The sequence below is a fragment of the Paraburkholderia sp. GAS38 genome, assembly GCF_050434965.1.
GTDB lineage: Bacteria > Pseudomonadota > Gammaproteobacteria > Burkholderiales > Burkholderiaceae > Paraburkholderia > Paraburkholderia phenazinium_A.
The window spans coordinates 1-23,681 of record NZ_JBNDJO010000028.1; the positions used below are offsets into that span (position 1 = coordinate 1).

19 protein-coding genes and 1 pseudogene are annotated in these 23,681 nt (G+C 58.2%); 4 read left to right on the top strand and 16 right to left on the bottom strand.

Annotated elements, in window-relative coordinates; genetic code table 11:
* The 10 genes from P3T42_RS36685 to P3T42_RS36730 all read right to left on the bottom strand — a co-directional run.
* The coding region (locus P3T42_RS36685) for an alpha/beta fold hydrolase (RefSeq protein ID WP_429308789.1) at window positions 1-233 on the bottom strand (233 nt) is incomplete at its 3' end.
* Between the two features lie 67 nt (window positions 234-300).
* Complete coding sequence (locus P3T42_RS36690; RefSeq protein ID WP_074267573.1) at window positions 301-744, bottom strand: DUF1636 family protein; 444 nt, start codon at window positions 742-744, stop codon at window positions 301-303.
* A gap of 754 nt (window positions 745-1,498) precedes the next feature.
* On the bottom strand, window positions 1,499-2,797 hold the full coding sequence (locus P3T42_RS36695) for a c-type cytochrome (protein WP_074267571.1): 1,299 nt from the start codon (window positions 2,795-2,797) through the stop codon (window positions 1,499-1,501).
* Window positions 2,798-2,809: 12 nt separating this feature from the next.
* The gene (locus P3T42_RS36700; RefSeq protein ID WP_074267570.1) at window positions 2,810-5,035 is read right to left on the bottom strand and encodes a xanthine dehydrogenase family protein molybdopterin-binding subunit; all 2,226 of its coding nucleotides are present in this window, start codon (window positions 5,033-5,035) and stop codon (window positions 2,810-2,812) included.
* Window positions 5,032-5,487, bottom strand: coding sequence for a (2Fe-2S)-binding protein (locus P3T42_RS36705; RefSeq protein ID WP_074267569.1), 456 nt, complete (start codon window positions 5,485-5,487; stop codon window positions 5,032-5,034). The genes P3T42_RS36700 and P3T42_RS36705 overlap by 4 nt, the downstream gene beginning before the upstream one ends.
* Window positions 5,488-5,603: 116 nt before the next feature.
* A complete protein-coding gene (locus tag P3T42_RS36710; RefSeq protein ID WP_083611635.1) occupies window positions 5,604-7,205 on the bottom strand; it encodes an efflux transporter outer membrane subunit in 1,602 nt (533 codons plus the stop codon).
* The gene (locus P3T42_RS36715; protein WP_074267567.1) at window positions 7,205-8,281 is read right to left on the bottom strand and encodes an HlyD family secretion protein; all 1,077 of its coding nucleotides are present in this window, start codon (window positions 8,279-8,281) and stop codon (window positions 7,205-7,207) included. Before P3T42_RS36715 ends, P3T42_RS36710 begins: the two co-directional genes overlap by 1 nt.
* A gap of 11 nt (window positions 8,282-8,292) precedes the next feature.
* Window positions 8,293-9,903 (bottom strand): MFS transporter, encoded by a 1,611-nt coding sequence (locus P3T42_RS36720; RefSeq protein ID WP_074269327.1) that lies wholly within the window; start codon window positions 9,901-9,903, stop codon window positions 8,293-8,295.
* A 477-nt stretch (window positions 9,904-10,380) separates the two neighbouring features.
* Window positions 10,381-11,214 (bottom strand): AraC family transcriptional regulator, encoded by an 834-nt coding sequence (locus P3T42_RS36725; RefSeq protein ID WP_367117612.1) that lies wholly within the window; start codon window positions 11,212-11,214, stop codon window positions 10,381-10,383.
* Between the two features lie 559 nt (window positions 11,215-11,773).
* The gene (locus P3T42_RS36730; RefSeq protein WP_171991643.1) at window positions 11,774-12,793 is read right to left on the bottom strand and encodes a zinc-dependent alcohol dehydrogenase family protein; all 1,020 of its coding nucleotides are present in this window, start codon (window positions 12,791-12,793) and stop codon (window positions 11,774-11,776) included.
* A 105-nt stretch (window positions 12,794-12,898) separates the two neighbouring features.
* Between P3T42_RS36730 and P3T42_RS36735 the strand changes: the two genes are divergently transcribed.
* Window positions 12,899-13,849: a LysR family transcriptional regulator gene (locus P3T42_RS36735; RefSeq protein WP_074296358.1), complete on the top strand. Its 951-nt coding sequence runs from the start codon at window positions 12,899-12,901 to the stop codon at window positions 13,847-13,849.
* 759 nt (window positions 13,850-14,608) lie between these two features.
* Here the strand turns inward: P3T42_RS36735 and panB are convergent.
* The 5 genes from panB to P3T42_RS36760 form a co-directional block, all read right to left on the bottom strand.
* A complete protein-coding gene (panB, locus tag P3T42_RS36740) occupies window positions 14,609-15,436 on the bottom strand; it encodes a 3-methyl-2-oxobutanoate hydroxymethyltransferase (protein WP_074267564.1) in 828 nt (275 codons plus the stop codon).
* Between the two features lie 113 nt (window positions 15,437-15,549).
* Window positions 15,550-16,293 (bottom strand): SDR family oxidoreductase, encoded by a 744-nt coding sequence (locus P3T42_RS36745; RefSeq protein ID WP_074267563.1) that lies wholly within the window; start codon window positions 16,291-16,293, stop codon window positions 15,550-15,552.
* A gap of 402 nt (window positions 16,294-16,695) precedes the next feature.
* The gene (locus P3T42_RS36750; protein ID WP_074267562.1) at window positions 16,696-16,980 is read right to left on the bottom strand and encodes a DUF4148 domain-containing protein; all 285 of its coding nucleotides are present in this window, start codon (window positions 16,978-16,980) and stop codon (window positions 16,696-16,698) included.
* Window positions 16,981-17,183: 203 nt separating this feature from the next.
* The gene (locus tag P3T42_RS36755; protein WP_253190078.1) at window positions 17,184-18,074 is read right to left on the bottom strand and encodes a helix-turn-helix domain-containing protein; all 891 of its coding nucleotides are present in this window, start codon (window positions 18,072-18,074) and stop codon (window positions 17,184-17,186) included.
* A gap of 383 nt (window positions 18,075-18,457) precedes the next feature.
* Window positions 18,458-19,405: a fumarylacetoacetate hydrolase family protein gene (locus P3T42_RS36760; RefSeq protein WP_074267560.1), complete on the bottom strand. Its 948-nt coding sequence runs from the start codon at window positions 19,403-19,405 to the stop codon at window positions 18,458-18,460.
* Window positions 19,406-20,051: 646 nt separating this feature from the next.
* Between P3T42_RS36760 and P3T42_RS36765 the strand changes: the two genes are divergently transcribed.
* The 3 genes from P3T42_RS36765 to dmpG are packed head-to-tail and all read left to right on the top strand — an operon-like array spanning window position 20,052 to window position 22,905.
* Window positions 20,052-20,885, top strand: a complete 834-nt coding sequence (locus P3T42_RS36765) for an HpcH/HpaI aldolase family protein (protein ID WP_083611633.1) — start codon at window positions 20,052-20,054, stop codon at window positions 20,883-20,885.
* 23 nt (window positions 20,886-20,908) lie between these two features.
* Window positions 20,909-21,868 (top strand): acetaldehyde dehydrogenase (acetylating), encoded by a 960-nt coding sequence (locus P3T42_RS36770; protein WP_074267559.1) that lies wholly within the window; start codon window positions 20,909-20,911, stop codon window positions 21,866-21,868.
* On the top strand, window positions 21,865-22,905 hold the full coding sequence (dmpG, locus tag P3T42_RS36775; protein ID WP_074296360.1) for a 4-hydroxy-2-oxovalerate aldolase: 1,041 nt from the start codon (window positions 21,865-21,867) through the stop codon (window positions 22,903-22,905). The genes P3T42_RS36770 and dmpG overlap by 4 nt, the downstream gene beginning before the upstream one ends.
* Before the next feature lie 179 nt (window positions 22,906-23,084).
* Here dmpG and P3T42_RS36780 read toward each other — a convergent pair.
* Window positions 23,085-23,315 (bottom strand): annotated as a pseudogene (locus P3T42_RS36780) (transposase); the annotation flags it as partial.
* Window positions 23,316-23,681 lie beyond the last annotated feature (366 nt).

A 23,681-nucleotide genomic window follows, 5' to 3' on the forward strand; every position in this document is an offset into this window, starting at 1 on the left:
TGGACACTTTCAAAACCCGCACCGTCGATCAGCTCCACGACATCGGCGACCAGCGCATCGATGGAAATCGGTGCCTTGTCGCTGCGGCCGCAGCCACGGATATCCGGGACCACAACCCGAAAGCTGGGCGAGAGTGCCGCAACCTGCGCTCCGAAAACGTTACCCGTGCCGCCGAGTCCGTGCACGAACACGACCGGCGTACCTGTTCCTACGTCATCGTATTTGAGTTTCATATGTCATTCCTGAATGTAGTGGGTTGATGAAATGAAGGTGATGTGGTGCGTCGATCGCACCGCTCTTTTATGCTGCGCTTCGTTTCCGTTTCGGTGAAATCGCAGTTACGTGTTGCTGCAGCATCGCCGGAAGCGTCATGACGCTCACGTCATCCGATGCCGCCTGCCGGTACCCAAGTGCTGCATCGATCAGATCCAGCGCATTGACGTCCTTCAGGCCGGACAGCCGTACCCGTGGCTTCGCCGGCGCATCAAGCGCAACAGCGCACGGCGTCCGGCAACTGCCGAGGCAGTGGACCAGCATCACGGTCATACCCTGGCTGGTCAGCCTTTCCTTTATTTCGTTATAGAGAGCCAGTCCCTGCTCACCGCTGTGCGGCCTGTCCCTCGGGCAGGTACGGCAGATTGCGACGGTACTCGATTGGTCGCACCCGTTCATATCCGGGTTGACGGCATCGAGTGGTACTAGGCTCTCGTGCACGGTAAGCGCCACGCTGTCTCCTGACTTCATCTATTTCGAGGAAAGAACTACCCCTCTTTTTCTGAACCTTGTTCGGACAACCAGAAACTGCAAATTCTGTGGATGAATTCTAGGTGTGTGTTCAATCGCACGCTTATCGGATCGTCTAGTCGCGTATCCGCGCCGAGGTTGACTTGACGTTGATTTCACCAGTGTTGAAGGTCGCGGTGCCGCCCGGGCACTTCGGTCCGACGATTGCCCCGACGGCATTGCGTGACGCTGGCCGGGTGCGGAACGAATTGTTTAGGGCCGACTATAGAGCGCAGCATTCAACGCTTTCAGCTGCCCATCGTTCTGGGCCTGAATCAATTGTTCACGCACTTCCTGACGGGTTAGCCCCCTATTCGGACTACCGTAAGCGGTTGCCCCGGCCTCTGTACCGCCTTGATCCAAGCTGGCCGGTGACTGGGTGGGCGTGTTCTGATTCTGAGCGGAACCGGACACCGAATCCGCATGAGCGGCAGCTCCGACTATCAGAAGAGAGGCAAGGCCAAGAGCCGAAAGAATAGTTTTCACACCAATACTCCTGCGCGGAAAAGGCTAAAAATTAAGTGGAATGGATCAGATAGCTTTCGCAAGCGAATCCTGTGAATCTATTCTAGGTCTGGGTACGACTTCGGGCTTATCGCAGTGTCCTGACAATTATCAAAGAGTCCATGTTTACGAGAGCCAGGGTGAGCGCTCTGGGTGCACAGCAATACAACTGGATACCGACCGTTCCGAAATTGATCCTGGGACACGAGCCTTACTCTTGCTCTGCAGCAGATTTCGTTCGGTTGCGCATTAATGCGACGCTCCTTTCGCCTACGGCATCCGCGTGGTTACCCCAACTGCCACGGATGTAAGTCAACACCTCCGCAATGTCATGATCGCTCATGACTGCGCCAAAGGACGGCATCGGGTACGCCGCCGGGACACCCTGGATCACCACCCTGCCCGTCCCGTTCAGTGAGACGTTGATCAATGACGACGCATCGGTTTCGAGCAGATTCGGGTTGCGCTGAAGAGGCGCAATCAGTGGCGCCACTCCCTTCCCGTCGGCGCCATGGCATTGCAGACAATAGATCGCATACAAGCCCTTCCCGCTTTGTACCGGTGTTCTATCAGAAGTGGGGGATGCGAACGCAGATTGTGAAATGTATACGGCCCTCCCTTCCGCCGAATCACGAGCTGGGGGCAATGACTTCAGGTAATGCGCCATCGCAGCCACATCGGCATCAGTCATACCCTGCGTACTTTGATTGATGACTTCAACCATTGAGCCAAAGCTGGTGGCGTGCCGGTTTGATCCTCTCTTAAGAAATTCCGAAACTTCCTCCTCGGTCCATTGTCCTAGTCCCGTATTCGAGTCTCCGGTCAGATCGGATGCGTACCAGTTGTCGATTAACGCACCGCCGAGAAATCCCGCCCGCGAGCCGTCAAGTGCAAGCTCCTGATGAGCCACACCGCGCGCGGTGTGGCATGCTCCGCAATGCCCCAGACCTTGGACTAGATAAGCTCCGCGATTCCACCGCGCATCCCGACCCGACACAGGCTCATAGACCTTTGAGTCCAGAAAGATTGCGTTCCAGATCTTTATCGGCCAGCGAATGGCGAGCAGCGGACTGATGTCCGGTTGCCGATTGTTCTTCTGTGCCGGACGCACCCCATGCATGAAATATACATATAGTGCATGCACATCCGCGTCGTTCACCTTCGCAAAGGATGTGTACGGCATCGCCGGATAGAGGTTGTGGCCATCCTTCGCCACACCTTCACGGAGTGCTCGGGAGAAGTCTTGTTCGGTATACTTGCCGATACCGGTCACCGGATCTGGCGTGATGTTCGTGGAGAAAATCCTGCCCATCGGCAAAGCCATCGGTAAGCCACCTGCCAGCGGAGCACCGCCGGGCGCGGTATGACAGGCTGCGCAGTTTCCGACCCGGGAAAGATATTCTCCTCGTTCGACCAGTTGATAATTGGGATCCTGACTTTGAGCGCTTGCAGTGAATGCGAGGAGTGAAAGTATTGACGCGCAAACGCCACGGAACGTAGAAACATTCATTACCGATTGTCCTCAAGCGAAGTTGCCGTCGGCCAGCTGGTTTCCTACTGACAAGTGACGCAGGCGCTTGCCGGTCGCTGAAAAGATGGCGTTTATAAGGGCTGGCGCCAGAACCGCACACCCTGCTTCACCTATTCCGCCCGGCGATTCGTTGCTCTGCACTACGTGAACTTCGATGCGAGGTGTTTCATGGATACGCAAGATGCGATAGTCATTGAAGTTGCCTTGCACGACTCGACCTCGATCGATTGTGATGCCTCCATATAGCGCTGCAGTGATGGCGAAAATCACGCCTCCCCGAATCTGCGCGTCGACTGTATCCGGATTGATTACATGCCCGCAATCTACAGCGATCACTACCCGCCGCACGTGGACTTCGCTATTCCGAACGTCTGCTTCGACGACCGCAGACAGAAAGCTGCCAAACGCATGCATCACTGCCACCCCACGTCCGGCGCCGGCATCAAGGGGTTGGTCCCATCCCGCCTCACGAGCGACGACATCGAGAACATGAAGCGCACGCGGTGTAGGCGACAGCAGCGCCCGACGATAAGCGACGGGATCGGTCTTTGCCCGCGCTGCCAGTTCGTCGATAAAACTTTCAACGACAAAGGTTCCTCGTACCGGTCCTACGCCACGCCAGAAGCCGGTGACGATTCCACGCGGCTCCTGTCTGACATACTCGATCCTTTGATTGGGTATCGCATAAGGCAGATCGGAAGCGACGGCAACGGCGTCCCGGTCAAGACCGCCTTTGAAGTACGTCGGCTGAAAACGCGCAAGTACAGATGAGCCGGCCACAGTGTGCCGCCAGCCTACGGGCCAACCGTGTTCGTCGAGACTAGCCGCGATCTTGTCGTGGTACATGGGCCGAAGCGTACATTGACGAATGTCTTCCTCCCGCATCCACGTAAGCTTGAGCGGTGCATTCACATGCTTCCCGATCTGCAAAGCCTGGATGACAATGTCCACTTCGCTGCGCCGGCCAAAGCCCCCACCAAGGAGCCGGTTATGGAGGACGATTCGCTCCCGCGGCAAGCCCGTATAATTCACGCCGGCGTCCACTGCCCAAACCGGCACTTGCGTTCCGGTCCATATGTCACAGCCGTCCGGCCTGACATGAACTGTGCAGTTTAGTGGCTCCATGGGAGCATGTGCGAGGAACGGCTGACCGTACTCGGCCTCATAATGCAGGGTGTGTTTGGCGAACGCTTCCTCCACATCACCGACCTGCCGCGACACGACCCCGCTTCTCAATGCCGCCGTTTGCAGATCCCGCTGCAGTATCTGTGTATCGAGCGACGCGTTCGGGCCGTCATCCCATTCGATCACCAAGGCTTCGAGACCTCGCTTTGCTGCCCAGGTATGATCGCCGACGACCGCGACAGTGCGTTCGAGCGTAACGACCTGGCGTACACCCGGGATTTTTCGGGCAAACCGGTCATCAACCGCTTTGACCTTACCTCCGGCCACCGGACTTGTAATAGAAACCGCGTAAAGCATCCCCGGAACCCGGACGTCGATACCAAATACCGCGCTTCCATTAACTTTCTCTGGGGAGTCAAGGCGTTTCACTGGCCTGCCAATAAGGCGGAACCGCCGCGGATCCTTCAGCGTAACGGTCTTGGCGAGGTCTTTCGGGATCGGCAAACTCATAGCCATCTCAACCAGTTGCCGGTACTCCAGCGTGCGGCCGGTCGGTCCATGAATGACCCGCGCATTCTCAGCATGACAGCTCTCAGGGGGCACCTTCCACTGACTGGCCGCTGCCTGAATTAACAAAACTCGTGCGGCGGCCCCCGCGCGTCGCAGGGGTTCCCACGCATAGCGTATTGAATTCGATCCCCCCGTAATCTGCGCACCTAGCAGCGGATCGGTATAAAGCTCGGAAACCGGAGGCGAGGTCTCGATTTCGACATTGTCGAGAGATACTTCGAGTTCCTCAGCAATCAGCATCGGAATTGATGTATAAACACCTTGCCCCATTTCCACCTTAGGCATGACCAGCCTGATACGTCCATCCCGTGCAATACGGACAAACACATTCGGGACGAAATCGCTCTGCGTATCAGTGAGATCGGAAGAATCAACTAGCGGATTGCCCGCTCTCAATACTGGAGCCGCAATTACCGGCAAACTAACGCCAAACAGGAGCATTCCGCCTACGGTTAAACCAACACCGCCGCCAATCCTCAGAAACGCACGCCGGCTGTACTCGACCCCGTTCTCGTCGATCACGCCGCCTCCGCTGCCAGGTGAATGGCTGCTCGAATCCGCTCGTATGTCCCACAACGACAGATGTTTCCTGCCATTGCAACATCAATGTCCGCGTCCGTCGGTTTCGGGGTGCGGCCAAGCAGTGCGGCCGCTGACATGACCTGTCCCGACTGGCAATAACCGCATTGCACTACATCAATGTCAAGCCATGCCTGTTGCACCCGCTTCCCGACAGGCGAGTTGGCCACGGCTTCGATGGTGGTGACCTTGCGGTTTGCCAGAGTGGCCACCGGGGTCACACAAGCGCGGCCAACGTCGCCGTCCAGATAAACCGTACACGCGCCGCACTGGGCAATGCCACAACCGAACTTGGTTCCGGTGAGACCAATCACGTCTCTCAGCACCCAAAGCAGCGGCATATCACCTGGAACATCCAGCTCGTAGCCCGTACCATTGACATGCAGGAACACCATTGCTTCTCCAAAGTTTGTTCAAACGAAAGCGGGAGCCACAGGATGGGAACCAAGAGCCAGCCTGCTTACGGATTTGCGTCAGCGATGGGCTGGATGGAAGTGCACAACTTCAGCGGTCATTGCGGAGCTGATGCGCCGGTTGCCGTACTAACGGTTTTCAGCGGCGTTGACCCGGTGTGCTCCGCAGTGGATGAAGCATCCTCCGGGAAAGCCGTTTCCCAACCACCACCGAGGGCCTTGTACAGGGTCACAAGATTGACTGCAGCGTCCGCCTGACTCTGCGCCAGCTCGCTTTGAGCGGCCAGCAGGTCTTTCTGTACGGCGAGCACGTTGAGGAAATCAATGGCACCCTCACGATACCGTTGCTGCGCGACCGAAAGCGCGAGCTGGTCCTGCTGCACCACCTCCTTCAAATTATCACGGCGGCGCTGCTCGGCATCGTAGGCGGACAATGCGTCATCCACTTCATGCCACGCCTGCAAGACCGTACGCTGGAAGCCGATCGCTGCTTCCTGTTGCTGGGCCTTGCGCAACTGGAGCGTGCCCCTGAGTCTTCCGCCCTGGAAAATGGGCATCGAAATGGAAGGACCAAAGACGAACTGATGCGAAGCCCAGTCACCCAGACTCGAAAGCTGAAGCGACTGCGAACCAAGACTACCCGTGAGCGAGATCTGCGGATAGAAGTCAGCCTGGGCAACGCCAATCTCGGCAGTTGCAGCATGCAACTGTGCTTCCGCACGCCGGATGTCGGGGCGGCGTCGTACCAGTTCCGACGGAAAGCCGATCGGCGCACGAGCCGGGAGCGATGGAATGTCGCGCGGGGCTCCCAACATCTGTGCGAGTGCACCGGGTTGTTCGCCGAGCAGGAAGCTGAGTGCGTTGATAAGTGCGTCGCGGCGCGCCTGCAGCGGCGGCAGCCGCGCTTCGATCGACGCAACCTGCGCCGATGCGTTGGCAACATCGAGGGGGGTCGTAGCGCCCTCGGTCATGCGCAATCGTGTCAGCTTGACGGTAGAGTTGGCGAGCGCGAGATTCTGGTTCGTGATGTCAAGCAGGGTCTGTGTAGCTCGTAACTCGATATAGTCACGGGCAAGTTCGGCTTGCGCGGAGAGCAGGACAGCGCGGCGTTCCTCAGCCGAGGCCTGCACTGCCGCGTTGGCTGCTTCCACGCCGCGCCGCGCATGGCCCCACAGGTCCAGCTCGTAAGACGCATCGAAGCCGTACTGCCATAGGTTGTAGGGCGGCGATCCGCTCGAGCCAGGTAAGCTGGAAACACCGAATGCGGTTTCTCCATTCGCGGATTCGGGCTGCACTCCTGCGGGAGTGGTGCCCAGCAGCGAAAAGATGCCATTCGGGCTCGCCCGCTCCCGGTCGTAAGACGCAGCACCGCTTAACGTCGGATACAGTTCCGCGCCTGCAATGCGTAACCCGGCGCGGCTCTCCAGCAGGCGAACCGAGGCGGCCTTGACGTCGAGATTGTCGGTCGCGAGCCGCGACTCCAATGCCACCAGGTCCGAGTCTCCCAGCAGGGACCACCACTCGGGCGCGAGCGTGGCCTCGACGGGTCGGCTCGGCGCCTCAGCCTGGTTGGCACGGGTGAAATCATTGGGTGCTGAAACATTGGGCCGCTGAAAATTCGGTCCGAGCGTGCAACCCGCAAGCATGGCACCTGACAGCAGAGCTAGCAGAACGGGCCGAATAGACAAGGAGTGTGCCATCAGTTTGTCCCCGCCTCTTTAACTGATGTGTCACTTGCTGCGACATCGACCGTCGGCTCGACCGAAAGGCCCACGCGCAACCGGGCTACGCCCGGCTGACCCGGATCGAGGATGATCTTCACCGGCATGCGTTGCACGATTTTGGTGAAGTTGCCCGTTGCGTTGTCTGGCGCGACCGGCGCGAACGCGATACCCGTCGCCGGCGCAACGCTGTCGACATGGCCGGTCAAGACAAGACCCGGAAAGCTGTCCACTGTGATGCGAGCCGGCTGATGCGGGTGCATATGGTCAAGCTGGTTTTCCTGAAAGTTGGCGACGACATAAGCCTGTGACAGCGGTACCACGGCCAGCAACGGCGTACCCGCAGCAACGATTGCGCCAACTCGGATCGAGCGCTGGCCGACCATACCGTCTATCGGTGCGCGGATTTCCGTATAGGAAAGGTTAAGCTTCGCCTGATCGAGCGCGGCCTGGGCGCGCGCCAACTCGCCGAGCGCTCTGGTGCGCCCCGCACGCAGAATATCAAGATCCTGCTGGGCAGCTTGCAGCGCAGCACTGTCGCGATCGTGGTCAGCCTGTTGCTGATCGAGCGTGGTCACGGCGTGCTGCTGCTCCTCCATCGTGCCGGCGCCGCCAGCGGAAAGATTGCGATAGCGCGTGGCGTTGGCGCGCGCGAAGTCAATGGCGGCTTCGTCGGAGTGCAAGGTCGCTTGCGCCTGTGCGACGACTGCGGGATGCTGCGCAATCTTCGCGTCAAAATCACCCACGGTGGCCGCGGCTACATTCAGGTCACCCTGCGCACTGGCAAGGGCGGCGCGATAGTCGCGGTCATCGATACGCGCCAGAAGCTGGCCCGCTTTCACCACCTGGTTGTCGTCGACCAGAACCTCGGCAATCTGGCCAGCAACACGCGGTGCAACAAGCGTGTAATCGGCGGTGACATAGGCGTCGTTTGTCGACTCAGCGACGGGTTGTTGGGAGAGCAGCTTTGTGCCGCCCCAGCCGCAGCCGGCTAATAGGAGGGCCAAGGCCCCAAGCAGGACGGGCTTTCTGGATGGTCGGGTAGATTGTGACATTTTCGATGTGTTCAGCGAGAAGTTGTCTGGGTGGGCGCGCGGGGCGGACGGACACGCACAGGCACGATGGGAATGAGCAGCACAAGGGCGGCGGCAAAGACCGCCATGACGAGATAGAGGTCCGCCGACATTAGTACGATCGCCTGCTCATGGATCCTGCTGGCCAGTTGCGTAAACGTCCCCGCGTGATCGGCGGCCTGTCCGGCGATCAAAGGTGCGCCGCCCAACTGGTCGACGAGCATCGTGGAATGGTAGTGTTCACGCGCGGTGCCAAGCCCTTCCACCAGCCCGATGCCGATCGCCCCGGCAAAGCCCTTCACCATGTTGAACATGGCCGACGCAAACGGGCCCTCGGTTGGCGGCAGTCCGGTAGTCGTTTGCAGTAGCAGCGGAATCACGGCCATCGGTTCGCCGACCGTTAGAAGCGCCTGGAGCAGGTAGAAGTTCTCGCGCACCCAGTCCGACGTCATGAAGGTGCCGAGGGCACAAGAGAGCGCGATCAGGGTCAGTCCAATCCCCAGCACCCAGCGGCAATCAACACGTTCGATGTTGAGGATCGCCGCCGTGAGCGGTAGCGCGACAAGCTGCGGCAGGGCGACGACCAGCGCCAGTGGTGCAATCTGCAGCGGCCGATACCCACGCACCTCGGTGAGATAGTCGGCTGGAATGACAGACACCGCCAACAGGATCACCAATACGCCAGCAAGCGTAATCAGCGAATGGGTGAAATTGCGTCGAGCCAACAACCGCAACTGGAAAAAAGGCAGCGGGTGCGACCACTCGTTCAACAGGAACATACAGAACAGCAGCCCCCCTCCAACGAGCAACAGGCAGATCAGCGGCGAATTGAACCAATCCAGCCGGTCGCCCTGGTTAAGCCCGATCACCATCATCGAGATGGCAGGAAAACCGGTGAGCAAGCCGACCCAGTTGAATGTGCGAAAGCGTTCCAGCCTCAGCGGATCCTGCGGCAGACCATAGGCGATCGCCGCGCTGCTCATGAGGCCCAGCGGCACTACCTGCCAGAACACCATGTGCCAGCCGACGTATTCGGTCCACAAGGCGGCTAACGGCGTACCCAGGTTGGGTCCGAACGTCGCGGTGAGCGCATAGCTGGCAAGCCCATAAAGTCTGACGTTGGGCGGCAGGTACCGAAGCGCCGCCGTCATCAGCATGGGCGGCAGGCATCCACCGGCAAGCCCCTGCAGCGCCCTCAGGACCGCGAGCGTTCCAACATTGGTGGCGAACGGGCAAAGGAAGCCCAACAATGCGAAAGCGAGGACCGCGCCGATGGTGAAACGTCGCAGCGAGAAGGTCACTGAGCACCAGGGCGCGAAGGCCATGGCGGTGACGTTGGTGGCCTCAAAGAGCGCGGTCAGCCAGGTTCCCTCGTCGTGGCCAATCGACAGCGCGCCACGCACGTCGATCATTGCCACGTCGGTGACGTGTTCGTTCAACCCCGCGGTAAACGAAGCGAGCAGTACGCCCACCAGTCCGATCGCAAGCCGTAGTCCGAAAGCGGGTGGCGTGGGCGCAGCGGGGGCCGGTGGCGCAGGCGCGGCAGCAGCCACCGGCATCTGCGGGCTTGGCACGGGGGGCGCCAGAAGTTCGACAGTTGTCATACTGATGAATCCGCAAACGCACACGCAAGCGTGAAAGGCACGCTTAGGCGAGCAGTTGTAGGGCAGATCGCTGTCATAGCTGCAGCGGCGCTGCAGACCCATCGGGACCGCGACCTACGCGTGGTGAGAAAATATGTACAGAAACTCGGCATGGTTTACACCCGGTGTGTTTGGAACAGTTTGTGTACTCTAGCAATTCCTGATTTGACCGTACCGTCAAGGGATGCCAACCATCGTCGCGATACGGACAACTGCTCTGAAAGAGATTTTCCCGCTTCAGCCGGGTACTTCACCAGCAACAACCCGCATCGGCCTGCGATGAGGTGGCCAGCCTGTTAATGCGCTGCCGTCGGAACATAAACGCCCTAAGACATCGGCGTGCCTGCCTGCATGCACCCCTTCGAGGTATCGGGAATAGAAGCAAAAATTCAATGTCGCTTCGTCTTGCCGGCCACCTTTCGGCCAACCTCAATTCATTCATTTCCGCCCGCTCAAATAAGCGGTTGGTGCGATCCCGAGCGTGCGCCGGAACATCGCGGTGAAGGCGCTCGGACTGTCATAGCCATGCTCCATCGCGACCTGCAACACCGAGGCGCCCGCAGCGAGACATGGCAGGCTTAGCAACAGCCGCATGCGGCGCAGCCACTGCCCGAAGCTCATCCCAAGTTCGCGATGGAACATTCGGGCGAGGGTTCGCTCGCTGACGTTGATTCCGGCGGCCAGATCTGCGAGTATCACGGGTCCGGAAGGGCTTGCGATCAGTTGCTCGCACAAGCACATGAGTCGCGGGTCTCGAGGCATGGGCACGTGCAATTGCAGCCGCGGCGCTGCTTCGAGCTCATCGAGAATCAGCTCCATGACCCGGTGATCCCTACCCCCAAGCTCGTAGTCCAGCGGTACGCGCGTCGCGGCGACGATTGCCTCGCGTAGGAACGGGGACACTTCGATGACCTCGCACGCATCTGGAAGACCGGGACGGGCATCAGGGGCGACAAAAACCGTGCGCATGCTGACGTCGCCAAAAAAGCGCACGGCATGGTCCGATCCAGTCGGCATCCACACGGCACGTCCCGCGGGTACGACCCAACTCCCGTGCTCGCTTATGACCGTCATGACACCACTAAGCGCATGAATCAGTTGCGCACGTAGGTGGCGGTGCGGCGGAAAATAATAGCCGTGCAGATAGTCGCTTGCCAGGGCCGCAATTTCTCGGGGAGATTGTTGGCAATCCTCAATGGTTCGAAAGATTTCCATAGTGCGAAAAGTGTAGCTGTTCCTAAGCAGGTCGCCGGAATCGAAAATTTCACGCATCAACTGCAACGACGCACGGCGTCCGGCAACTGCCGAGGCAGTGGACCGGCATCACGGTCGTCTCCTGCGTGGCCAGCTCTTCCTTTACGCTTTGATAGAGAGCATGTCCGAATCCTGTGAATGCATTCTAGGTCTGGGGGCGATTTCAGGCTTATCGCAGCGTCCTATCGGTTATCAAACAGTCGAGCCCGTGAGCGGGCCTTATCCGGAATTCGTGGTTTTTTCGCACGCTCCCGTGACTCTGCCAGCACTCGCTTATCAGACAGTCCACTTTTTCAGGATCCACGCGTGCTAGCCTGTAAAAACTAAAGGCCGCCCAGCGACTGCGACTGGACGGCCACTTTGAACATCTCGGGTGACATGTTTGCTGGACGTCAGGAATTCGCCCGGCGGCTTTCCTACACGGAGATGGAGATCAAAGCCTCGAGGCGAAACGCGACAGCGTGTTTCTCGCGCCGGCCATTGGCGTAATTACGCAACCGCCTACGAGGCAGAACAGCGGGGCATCACCAGAGAGTTTGTTGAAAGAAGCGAGCGCTTCACCAGTTCACCTGTCGGCTCAAACCCCGGGGCCGGTTACTACGAGCTTACCGAACGAGCCTCGCTCCAAGTGGTCCAGCGCGGCTGGGAGCTGGTCGAACCGATACGTTTTCTCGATCACAGGTTTCAGTTCTTGCCAGTCAACCGCGCGCACCAGGTCTTCTAGTGCACGGCGCGGCCCGACTCCAATGCCCTGCACCGTGGCGCGCGCCTGCAGCAGCGGGAAAACGGAGGTCCGCAGCTCGTCTCCCTGCAGAATGCCGATAACCGATATACGGCCAGCTTGTGTCAATGACAGCATCGACTGGCCGAAGTTATCTCCACCGGCCAACTCCACAACGTGGTCTGCCCCGCGTCCTCCAGTGATCTCACGCACCGTCGCGGCCCAGTTCGGCGTCCGCTTGCGATTGATGCCATAGGCGGCGCCCAGATGCCTGACGCGTTCCAACTTGTCGTCGTCGCCGGAAATCACGATGACGCGTGCCCCCTGTGCTGCCGCAATCTGCACTGCGAACAGGGCGACGCCACCGGTTCCGATCACAACCACGGTGTCGCCTGGACGAGTCGATGCACTCTCGGTCAGCGAAAACCAGGCGGTCAGGCCGGCGCAGGTTAATGTGCTAGCCTGAGCCGGGTCCAGCGAACGCGGAGCAAGCACAAGCGAGTCCTCGTTGAGCACGACATACTCGGACAACATGCCTGGCCCTGGCGCGCCGAACATCACGCTGGTTTGTGGCTGGACGCCATCGACCCAGCCGGAGAAGAAAGTGTTGATCACCGCGTCGCCCACCGCGAAGCTGGTGACGCCCGGTCCCACCACGACAACCTCACCGCTCATGTCGGAAGCTGGCACGAAGGGCAACGGCAATGGCATGCCCATCCCATCGTGGGTGATCCGCAGATCACGGTAGTTCAATGCGATTGCCTGTACCTTCACCAGCACCTGACTAGGGCCGGGCACCGGTACAGCGACTTCGGCCAGTTGCAGATTTGTGCGACCATAAGCAGGCAATTGCCAACGTTGCATCGAGAGCGGCATGGTGTTCTTCCGTATTAACATGATGACAGCCGCAGAATAACGATTCTGTGGACTACAGAGTGCATCATATTGATCGGCAGTATGCAGATAAAATGGAACCAATAAGTGGAACCTGTTTCACATGATCGGCTAGCCGGAATTAGCGCCTTCGTGGCTGCAGTAGAAGCGGGAAGCTTCGCGCAGGCAGCGGCACGATTAAGGCTGACCCGCTCTGCAGTAGGCAAATCAATCGCCCGACTTGAGGCACGGCTGGGGTCCCGACTCTTCGTGCGAACAACGCGCAGCCAGAGCCTGACTGACGACGGCCAGGTCTTCTACGAGCGTTGTGCCCGTGCGCTGGAGGAGCTGAACGCCGCGCAGCACATCCTCGAAGCAGGGCGCGACGAGCCGGTAGGTCGGATACGGGTAAGCGCGCCGGTAGTTTTCGGTCGTTTGCACGTGACGCCCGTTTTGCTAAGTCTGGCAAAGCGCTATCCGCGACTCCAGCTTGAAGGGATCTTCACTGATCGCCTGGTCGACTTCGTCGACGACGGCATCGATCTCGCAATACGCAGCGGTCTCCTCGCCGACAGCGATGCGATTGTGGCGCGCCGGCTCGGCGAGCAGCGCATGATACTTTGTGCGTCACCGGCCTATCTCGAGAGCAACGGAACGCCACGTGACCTTGCCGATCTCACCGCGCACCGAGGCATCAACTATATGCGTGGGGGTCGGATATTCCCATGGCCACTGACGGACGCCACTGGACGTAAGGTGGAAACGGAAATTGCACACAGGATTGGATTTGATGACATCGGGGCGATAGCTGCCGCTGCTGTCGATGGCGCTGGGCTTGCACACGTCCCGTATTGGCTGGTGAACGAACATTTGCAGTCGGGTGCGCTCGTCGGCGTCCTCGGTGAAGCCTCGTCGGTAATGGTCCCGTTGCACGCTATCTGGCCCCGGACGCGCTACCTGCCGTACAAGTTGCGTGTAGTGATAGACACACTGCTGGACGCCATTCCACCGTCCCTGCAGCCGGCAAACAAGCTTGCCGATCCGGCATACTCGCCTTGATCTGCACGCACAAGCTCAGGCATTCCTGGTACTACTGTACGTGCGGCCGCCTGACTTCACGAGCGCGAAGACCGGCAAGCGGAATGCGATGATCTCGCCAATCTCGCATCACGACGTCCCAGCTCACTGCCTTGGCACCGGGTGGCGCGAATGCCTTTTAAAAACGCTGGTTTGCCAATCCGACGTTCACCTCGTCGAGCGAGCGGGACATGTCGTGCAACACTGAGACTATGAGCAACACGGGGCTGTCTTATGTTGCGGTTACTGATCCAGTCTGAGTCGGAGCAACCGTCGAGGCGCTCGCAACCCCAGCCCAGCAAAGCGATGTCTTCAAAGAAAGCGGCACAAGAATCGATAAAGCGAACTACCGCACGGAATCTATTTCTCACGTTCAAAGGATTGTCCGTTGAGTGATCGAGTTGAAACGTCGGTCACAACTAAAGTTCGTGGCACCTGCCGGGAACGGTCACGGTCGTGGAAGCGTTGCATCCAGTGCGGATACGGCAGGCCCGGCCGCGGTACACGATCGAGCCGTTTCAAGCTGGTCTCCGCCGTACGCACGATGTGTAAGCGACCGAGTCCTAGCTGACTGGGACCAGCGCCAGTGCGCAGCCGAACTTTGGTCGCGACGAGCATGCGCCGAATGTGCAGTAGTTCATAGTCCAGACCCCTACCTAACCTCAACATGGATTGCGACGGCGGCGGGATTGATGCCCCGCCGTCTGGTGGCGGAACGACTGACAATATCCCGAATGCGGACTAAAAGCAGTGTTCGGGCGCAGGGAATTCTCTCGACTTGACAGCCTTGATATAGGCGCCGATAGCAGCTTCGATACTCGGCATTCCATCCATAAAGTTACGCACGAAGCGAGCGGTCTTGCCGGGAAATATTCCCAACATGTCGTGCATTACAAGGACCTGACCGGAACAGTCTGGACCAGCGCCGATTCCGATGGTCGGTATTTGAAGCAGGTCAGTCAGTTCTTTGCCCACCGTCGCCGGAATCGCTTCAATGAGCATCAACGATGCGCCCGCCTCCTGGAGTGCTACTGCATCCGCTTTCAATCGTTCGACGTCCTCAGCTTTCTTTGCCTGAACCTTGAACCCACCAAGACGGTGAACCGATTGCGGTGTCAACCCAAGGTGGGCACACACGGGTATGCTGCGTTCCGTTAAAAATTTCACGGTTTCGACCAACCAGGCACCACCTTCGAGTTTGATCATTTGTGCGCCCGCCTGCATCAATCTCACAGCGCCTTCAAACGCAGACTCGGGCGTCCCGTAGGTGCCGAACGGCATATCAGCGGCTACCAGCGCAGATCGATTTCCGCGGGACACACACGCCGTGTGATACGCAACATCTTCGAGGGTAACTGGCAAGGTTGTGGTTTGGCCTTGCAACACGTTGCCCAAGGAGTCGCCAATCAGCAGCATATCGATTCCACAGCGGTCCATCATCGAAGCAAAGCTTGCGTCATAGCAGGTCAGCATCGCAATCTTCTCACCGGCTAATTTCATGTCCATCAGCGCTGGTGCTGTGGTCGCCTTGCGCACGGCGCTTTTGCTCTCTTGAAGATAGCCGGTCATTTAAAATGTTGTCGTTAAAGAAAATTTTTCAACGCCGGAATGGGACTGCCGGGTGCGACGCTGATGAGGGCCTTCGTCGACGAGAACGCCCGATCGAGGTACGTGGTCGTCCGTTAGACCAGCACGTGGCCACCATCGACAATAATGACCTGGCCCGTGCTAAAACCCTGTTGTATCAGGTAAAGATACGTTCGAGCAACGTCGCTTGCCTCTCCAACCCTTCGCACAGGCATCTTTTCGGCGATGTGATCATAAAGACCATTGCGATCAGCTTCACTCATATTGTCCCACAAGGCCGTGCGCAAGACACCGGGCGCTACGGCGTTGACTCGCAGCGGCGCAAGCTCGACCGCCAGGGTGCGAGTCAGTGACTCGATCGCGCCAAGAATGCTCGACGGGATCGCCCAGGCAGGCAGCGGGCGCGACGACGCCACTCCGCTTGTGAGCGTGATAGAGCCACCCGCGCGAATCAGCGAAGCCCCGTATTTAACGGCCTTGAGCGCACCCCAATAGCGCACTTCGAAAGCCTGCTGCGCAGCCTTAATGCTGACATCGGCAAGGTTTTGCAGGAGCAGCGCTTCACCGGCCGTGTAGACAAGGTGGTCGAATGCGCCGACGCGCGTGAAAAACGCGCTCACCTGTGCCTCGTCGGTAAAGTCGAGCGACTCTCCGCGAGCGCCTTGAGGCAGTCGGTCCACTGCAGCTGCGACGCGTTCACGGTTGCTTGATGCGATGATGACCTCGGCTCCGGCTTGCGCCGCAGCTTCGGCCACAGCAAAGCCAATTCCCGAGGTGCCGCCCGCTACGACGACCCGGCTTTTCTGGAGGGTGACGTTGGATAGTTGATTGTTTCCCATGCTCGAAGTTTCGTAAGAAAGAAAGACCACGCGACGACGTAGAGCATAAGGCAGCACGCACCGCCTTAACTGATCTCTACCCTATCGCAGCTGCGAAAGAGTGTACTTGTTTAGCGACAATCGCGTCGACCCAATCGACCGATCGCCCGCGACACCGACAATCCGATTCGACAGAAATAATTTTCCCTATGTCAACGCAAAGTGTAAATTCGGACCCGATAGCTTCACCGCATTTTCCGCCTCGTAGCTGATAGACCATCGCAGCAGTGGATCATTCACACTGGGTGGATGGAATGCGCGCAGGGGTACTGCGCGCCCAGACTACATGCTCAGGTCAAACACTTTTGGCATCCTCACTGGGCGTCCGGAATTGAAACGCAACGGGTAAAGGTACGACGCGTCCTAGTTGGACTTCGACACTGCTGACGGCCCTGATTCCGACGAACCGGACACATCGCCGCCGCCGATCCCTTCCGAACGGTGTTTCTCAGCCACCTTGGCTTCAGCAGCCTGAATTTCCGCCGGATAGGTAGTTCGACCCTGGCCTGGGCGCCAACCAGTTTGTTCGAGCTCAACCAACTCGGCGCGAACCTGCGCCCGGGTGAGCGGACCATTTGATTGGGCAAAGGAGGCAACCGGGATGGCGAATACGCCGGCAACGACAATGGCTTGCATGAGGGACTTCACGATAAATTAGCTCCGTATTTCCGGTCTTGCCACGAACACCTTTGTTCATGGACTTTCATTTATATTTTAGATATCCGAATCTTTTTTATAAACGCCACAATGCGGAAAACACTGTTACGGAGTTGCGCGCCAACGCAAGCAAACCAGCTCTTTCGTTCCAGACCTACTACGCTATGGTATCGATACAATAAGCAACACTAATTTCATGCGAATTTTTCGTTCGCAAAGTACAGCAATTTCCCAATGGCGTCGCACGCCATACCAGCACGCGGAGCTGTCGCTGCGCGCCTGTAGTCAGAAGGCGAAACGCCAGTATGCTCCTTGAAAAAGCGTGAAAAATTGCTAGCCGCAGAGAATCCCAGTTCATCGGCGACGTTTATCAAGGGTACATCTCCGATCGCCAGCTTACGAATCGCCTCTTCAAGGCGAATTGCGCTCCAGAACACCTGCGGTGTAGTGTTGAGTTGGTCGCGGAATAGCGCAAACAGTCGTGCTCTCGACAATCCTGCCTCGCTCGCAATCTCGTCGATTGTAGTGCGCACATCAACTCTTTCGCGCATAAGCACTATTGCCAACCTCAACTTGCGACTGAGCAGCGGGACGCCCGCAGTCAACGGACCCGGTGAGTGTGCAACCAGCGATGTCTGGATTGAACCACTAATGAGCTCCTCTGCTGCGACCTCAATCTTCTCTTGTAGCTCCGGATGGAACATTATCAGGTCCAAGACCTTCCAGAGACTGGCGCGCAACTCGGGACTGATGGCAATACGAGGGGAGGTAAACACGAACGGCCTACCTGTTATCGCGGCCCTTTTGTCCAACCACTCTTTATTGATATACACCGAAAGGAAAACGGCTGGCGAACTTGACGACAAAAGCTTCCCGTCGTGCTGTTCGAATGGCTTAACCGCAACCGCATGCGTTTCGCTAAAGCGGAAAACCTGCGTACCTATCCTCGCCTCAGCGTCGGCGCCGCCGAGCCACCAGACGATATGCGCTTCCGAGTGCGCGTGGGAAACCAATCCCGTGCGCAGTGGCAGCAGCGAAATGCGACCGAACGCTCCTTCGTGCATGGCAAATGTCTCGGGCATCATCGTCTCCTACAGTAGTTTCACAATTGGTTAACGCCTATCAATTCTTCACTTTTGCTTCAGTATTCCTAATTTCTACGGCAGATCGGTCCAACGTGATGTTGCCTGTTTCCATTTCAGATGAAGCGAAGTGCAGCCTGTCACTTCAGCTCTGCCGTTCATCGCCGACGTGATCGAGATGGCATCACCACCTCGAACAGTGCCAGGGGTCCGATGCGGACCATGTGCGGGGCGGATGTCGCCAATCTGCACCGCACCGCTTTACGGGTAACCTCAATGCAGCGAGCGACCGGCAACTCCGCCACCTTCAGCTATGTGAGAAAAAACACTGCTTTCCGCGCCGAACAGCCAAAATCTGGCTGTTCTTGAATTTCAGCGCGAAGCGTTTAGATGTGAACGACCTCATTCCTCAGAACGCCGATACGATCGATTTCATTTTCGATGACATCGCCTGGCAAGCAATAGCGTGTCGCCGCAACCAATCCCTCCTGACCTTGCCACTTTCCGCCGAGTTCGGCGTCGGTTGACCAGGCTGTGCCTGCGGGCGTTCCGGTCAGGATGACCATACCGGGACGCAGAGTGAAGTTGATCGAGAAGAAATGAATCAGGTCTGCGCACGTCCAGATCATGTCTGAAGTCGGGCTTGATTGACGCAACTCTCCATTGATCCGGGTACGCAGCATCAGGGTCTGCGGATCGCCGATCTCATCAGCAGTGACAATGGACGGTCCTAGCGGCGAACTACTGTCGAAGGCTTTGCCACGACCTACTTCGTACCACGTGAAACCTTCAGGCGATTGGCGAACCTGCCGATCCCGGGCGGTGACGTCGTTGGCGACCGTATAGCCGAAAACGTAATCAAGCGCCTTTTCAACCGGAATGTGTCGACCCTCCCGACCGATGACAATAGCCAGTTCGGTTTCGCAATCGAGCTTCTGTGTAAGTTCGGGGTCGTAGACGATCGGCTCATCCGGTCCTACCACGCAGTCCGACGTCATCACAAAAAACTCGGGTTCTTTGCCGCTGATAGGAGCGCCCACCTTTTCGGCGTTGTGCGCGCGATAGTTGCTACCACTGCAGAGAATAGTCGAAGGCAAAATCGGCGAGGTCAATCGCACGTCACCAAGCGAATGCCTGCCCTCGCCCGAACCCACAATTGCGTTCGCCACTTCCCGGCCAGCCGCGCCGGAACGAATGAAGCTAGAGGTATCAGCCAACAGAGCGCTGTTCTCCGATCTTGCTCCAATCTTGGTCGCTAGCGGATCGACAATCTTGTCGTCGACCAGAAAACCAAGTCGACGCTGGCCGTCGACTGTGAAATTAACGATCTTCATCTTTATCCTTTGCTCTTGGGGGGTAACCGTGTTCATTGGTGATGGCGACATCTCGCCCTCGAAACCAAGGTTATACCATTAACGTCTTTGGTTCAACCAAAAAAGCATCAGCATCGCACTTCCCTTCCCCACTTTCGGACCGCCAATTCCGATTTCGCACGGGAGGACGGAACGTCCCACCAGGCACCAAGGTCACTGGAAAACGGCGTCCCATCCCATAGCCGGGCACGGATCGACGTTTGCCCCAGATTCGGTTTGCCTAGGCAGAAATGTCCGCCAAGGCCGCGACTACGGGGCGCATCGAAGTGCAGTGCAGCACAGTAATTCTTTAGTTTCCATGCCTCTGGATTGAAACCAAGTAGTTGACAACGGGGTGTACCAAGGACTACATTGGTGTAACCAATGGACATTTTGGTGAAACCATTTGCCCAATTCTGATCGGGCGAGACCAGATGGATTCAAGGAGAGCGTGTGATATGGAGAAGCTTGATTTTGGCGAGGCGCACGTTCATCGACGCGTCGGTCGCTTGGCCAACGTGCCATGTTTTGCGAATACCCCTAACCCGCGAATTCTCGACGCGGCGCTCCGGACCTACCCGTTCGCGCTAGAAACTGACCTTGGAACTCCAGAAACTGGAGGGCCGCTGTGACAGCGGACCGTCCAAATGGCGGTGATTCCGCTTCTTCCGTGCACCGGGAGACAAATCTTCGTGTTCGCCTTCGCAAACGCGAGCCTTTTCTCGCGCTTTTCTCCATCATCCCGGCGGTCGAGCTCGTTGAAATCGCTGCTCAGTCCGGATTCGACGGCATCATTCTGGATACAGAACATGGCAGCTTTGGAACCGAAACGCTACCCGCTTTGATCCTCGCAGCACGGGCCTACGGCATTTTTCCTATTGTCCGCGTGCGATGCAATGATGCCTCTCTCATCGGTGCGGCGCTCGACGCAGGTGCGGCAGGCGTGCTGGTCCCCCAGATCGGGTCAATGCAAGAGGCAACACAAGCGGTACGAGCCGCCCGCTTCGCGCCGCAAGGTTCGCGTGGCGCCAATCCCTGGGTGCGAGCTGGCGGCTATGGTTGCTCTCCACGTTGGTTTGAGACGGCAAACGACGAAACCGCCGTTCTCCTGATGATTGAAGGCGCCGGGGGACTGGCAGCACTTGACAGCATCATGGGCATCGCCGATCTCGACGGCATCTTCCTGGGTCCGGTCGACCTGTCCCATGCACTGGGAGTGCCCGGACAAATCAATCATGAAACGGTGCGTGCAGCAATTACCACGACGATTAACCACGCCCTTGAGGCCAGCGTCGCGCCGGGGGTTTTCTCGCCCACGGCAACGGTGGCAAAAACCTGGCTCGATTGTGGCGCGAGGTTCGTAGCGATCGGCGTTGACACAGCACACATCGGTTTCGCCCTCAGCAACCTCGTTCAAGACGTTCGATCCACCGCTCAGGCTACCGGGCGCATCCAGAACTGATCACTAGCAAGGAGTTATACGCAATGACCAAGACGAAAGTAGCGATCATCGGGTCCGGCAACATCGGGTCCGATCTGATGATCAAGGTAATACGAAACAGTAAGTATCTGGAAATGGGTGCAATGGTTGGCGTCGATCCCAATTCAGACGGCCTCGCACGTGCATCTCGTCTGGGCGTGGCGACAACCGCCGAAGGTATTGACGGCTTGCTGGCCCTCGATGTATTCAAGGATATCGACATTGTCTTCGATGCGACTTCCGCCGGTGCACATAAACACCACAATGAAGTGCTACAGGCGCGCGGTGTGCAGGTGATTGACCTGACTCCCGCCGCTATCGGCCCATACGTCATTCCCGCCATCAATCTGGAAGAGGAAAACGCGACGAACATGAACATGGTGACATGCGGCGGGCAAGCCACCATTCCAATCGTTGCGGCTGTCTCACGCGTTGCAAAGGTTCACTACGCGGAAATCGTCGCGTCGATTGCGAGCAAGTCGGCGGGGCCGGGCACTCGTGCCAATATCGACGAATTCACTGAGACCACGCGCAGCGCGATCGAGAAGCTCGGCGGTGCAACGCGTGGGAAGGCGATCATCGTTCTCAATCCGGCCGAGCCGCCGCTCATCATGCGAGATACTGTGTTCGTCCTCTCCGAAATGGTCGATCAACAAGCCATCCAGGAGAGCATTGAGAAGATGATCGCAAAGGTGCAGAGCTACGTGCCAGGTTATCGACTTAAACAGCAGGTGCAGTTCGACGTGATTCCTGCTGATAAACCGTTGAACATTCCCGATGTCGGTCTGGTACACGGCCTGAAGACTTCGGTGTTTCTCGAAGTCGAAGGAGCAGCACATTATCTGCCTTCGTACGCCGGCAACCTCGACATCATGACCTCCGCCGCCCTCGCCTGCGGCGATCTGGTGGCACAACGTCGGCTGGCTTCAGGCATCACACGCGGCATCAAGGAGGCTGCACAATGACTCTCAACAAAAAGATCTACATTTCCGACGTGACGCTGCGCGACGGCAGCCACGCCATCCGGCATCAATATAGCGTCGCTAATGTCAGGTCAATTGCAGCCGCTCTTGATGCAGCTGGCGTCGACAGCATGGAAGTTGCGCATGGCGACGGCATTGACGGCTCAAGCTTCAACTATGGATTCGGCGCACATAGCGACGTAGAATGGATTTCGGCGGCCGCTGAGAGTGTGAAGACTGCGAAGATTGCTACGCTGCTGATTCCTGGCATTGGCACCACGCACGATCTTCGCAACGCATACGATGCGGGCGCCCGCATCGTACGGGTCGCTACGCATTGCACAGAGGCAGATGTCTCGCGCCAGCACCTTGAATTCGCGCGCGAACTAGGCATGGATCCGGTCGGCTTTCTGATGATGAGTCACATGACGACGCCTCAAAAGCTTGCCGAGCAGGCAAAGCTGATGGAAAGCTATGGCGCAACCTGCGTCTACGTCGTGGACTCGGGCGGCGCACTTGGTATGAACGATATTCGCGACCGGTTCCGTGCATTTAAGGATGTGCTCAAGCCCGAGACACAGACGGGGATGCATGCACACCACAATTTGAGCCTTGGCGTGGCGAATTCGATCGTTGCCGTAGAAGAGGGCTGCGACCGCGTCGACGCAAGTCTAGCCGGGATGGGTGCGGGGGCGGGTAACGCACCGCTCGAGGTGTTCATTGCCGCCGTGGAGCGTCAAGGCTGGAACCACGGTTGTGATCTGTACAAGCTGATGGACGCCGCCGACGATCTCGTCCGACCGTTGCAGGACCGCCCCGTGCGCGTGGACAGAGAAACGCTCGCGCTGGGTTACGCAGGCGTCTATTCGAGCTTCCTGCGCCACGCAGAGCTCGCAGCCGCCAAATACGGCCTGAAGACGGTCGACATCCTCGTCGAGCTTGGCCGCCGGAAAATGGTGGGGGGACAGGAAGACATGATCGTGGATGCAGCCCTGGATCTGCTTCGACGGGATGCTCGCCCTGTCGCCCAGCACGGTTAGGATTGCTATGCCAGTGAGGGGCTCCTGGAGTGATCAATCCCGGAGCCCCTCACCAATCCACCCCATCGAAATGATGGCGCTTTCTGGCAATGCGTGTGATGGCGCGGTCGCCGATATCAACACGCTGGCACGCACGGGCGAGGCGGCCGCGAAGATCCACGTGACGCCGCTGCCGCCGTTCAGATATCCTCAACCTCCAATTCATCAAGCACTTTGGACATAAGACCGGCGCGTCTCCATTGGACCCATTTGATATAGCACGTCTGTAACGGCGGAAAGTTAGCCGGTAACCTGTGCCGCTTCTCGTTGCAGGCTATGACCCAAAGAATCGCCTTCAGTACGTCCCGCGGATCCCGCGCGGGGCGCTCAAACCGCTGCTGCGAGCCTTGGGAGAATAAGTGACCGACATGCTGCCAATCCCGTTCAGCACTGCGATGTCCGTTGTGCGGTCGAGTACAGGCATGGTCGGACGTTTACGCATGATCCAATTAAACCGCTTCTAGAACGTTCGTCAGTGCGCGCCCTTTCAGGGGACGCTCCAGCAGTGAGACATGCGAAACCGCAACGGGCGATCCGGTGATGGATCGCCCAGCTGTAGAGAAAAGGAATCACGAGGTTCTACGTATTCCCCTGAACCACCTTGAACACGTTAACAGTTCGCCTGCTACATGCCGGGTGTCAGGATGAGCCGCTTGTAGTAGACCCCGTCCTTCATCACGACCTTGATGTTGTCGCGGTCCTGGAGAAGCTTGATGTTCTCGACCGGATCGCCATCG

What these genes read in the sequence shown, in the direction of transcription:
- P3T42_RS36695 (WP_074267571.1), bottom strand. Translation starts at nt 2,797, where the DNA reads ATGAATGTTTCTACGTTCCGTGGCGTTTGCGCGTCAATACTTTCACTC.
- P3T42_RS36760 (WP_074267560.1), bottom strand. Translation starts at nt 19,405, where the DNA reads ATGAAGATCGTTAATTTCACAGTCGACGGCCAGCGTCGACTTGGTTTT.
- panB (WP_074267564.1), bottom strand. Translation starts at nt 15,436, where the DNA reads ATGACCGGCTATCTTCAAGAGAGCAAAAGCGCCGTGCGCAAGGCGACC.
- P3T42_RS36720 (WP_074269327.1), bottom strand. Translation starts at nt 9,903, where the DNA reads ATGACAACTGTCGAACTTCTGGCGCCCCCCGTGCCAAGCCCGCAGATG.
- P3T42_RS36715 (WP_074267567.1), bottom strand. Translation starts at nt 8,281, where the DNA reads ATGTCACAATCTACCCGACCATCCAGAAAGCCCGTCCTGCTTGGGGCC.
- P3T42_RS36725 (WP_367117612.1), bottom strand. Translation starts at nt 11,214, where the DNA reads ATGCGTGAAATTTTCGATTCCGGCGACCTGCTTAGGAACAGCTACACT.
- P3T42_RS36730 (WP_171991643.1), bottom strand. Translation starts at nt 12,793, where the DNA reads ATGCCGCTCTCGATGCAACGTTGGCAATTGCCTGCTTATGGTCGCACA.
- P3T42_RS36755 (WP_253190078.1), bottom strand. Translation starts at nt 18,074, where the DNA reads ATGATGCCCGAGACATTTGCCATGCACGAAGGAGCGTTCGGTCGCATT.
- P3T42_RS36770 (WP_074267559.1), top strand. Translation starts at nt 20,909, where the DNA reads ATGACCAAGACGAAAGTAGCGATCATCGGGTCCGGCAACATCGGGTCC.
- dmpG (WP_074296360.1), top strand. Translation starts at nt 21,865, where the DNA reads ATGACTCTCAACAAAAAGATCTACATTTCCGACGTGACGCTGCGCGAC.
- P3T42_RS36690 (WP_074267573.1), bottom strand. Translation starts at nt 744, where the DNA reads ATGAAGTCAGGAGACAGCGTGGCGCTTACCGTGCACGAGAGCCTAGTA.
- P3T42_RS36705 (WP_074267569.1), bottom strand. Translation starts at nt 5,487, where the DNA reads ATGGTGTTCCTGCATGTCAATGGTACGGGCTACGAGCTGGATGTTCCA.
- P3T42_RS36710 (WP_083611635.1), bottom strand. Translation starts at nt 7,205, where the DNA reads ATGGCACACTCCTTGTCTATTCGGCCCGTTCTGCTAGCTCTGCTGTCA.
- P3T42_RS36745 (WP_074267563.1), bottom strand. Translation starts at nt 16,293, where the DNA reads ATGGGAAACAATCAACTATCCAACGTCACCCTCCAGAAAAGCCGGGTC.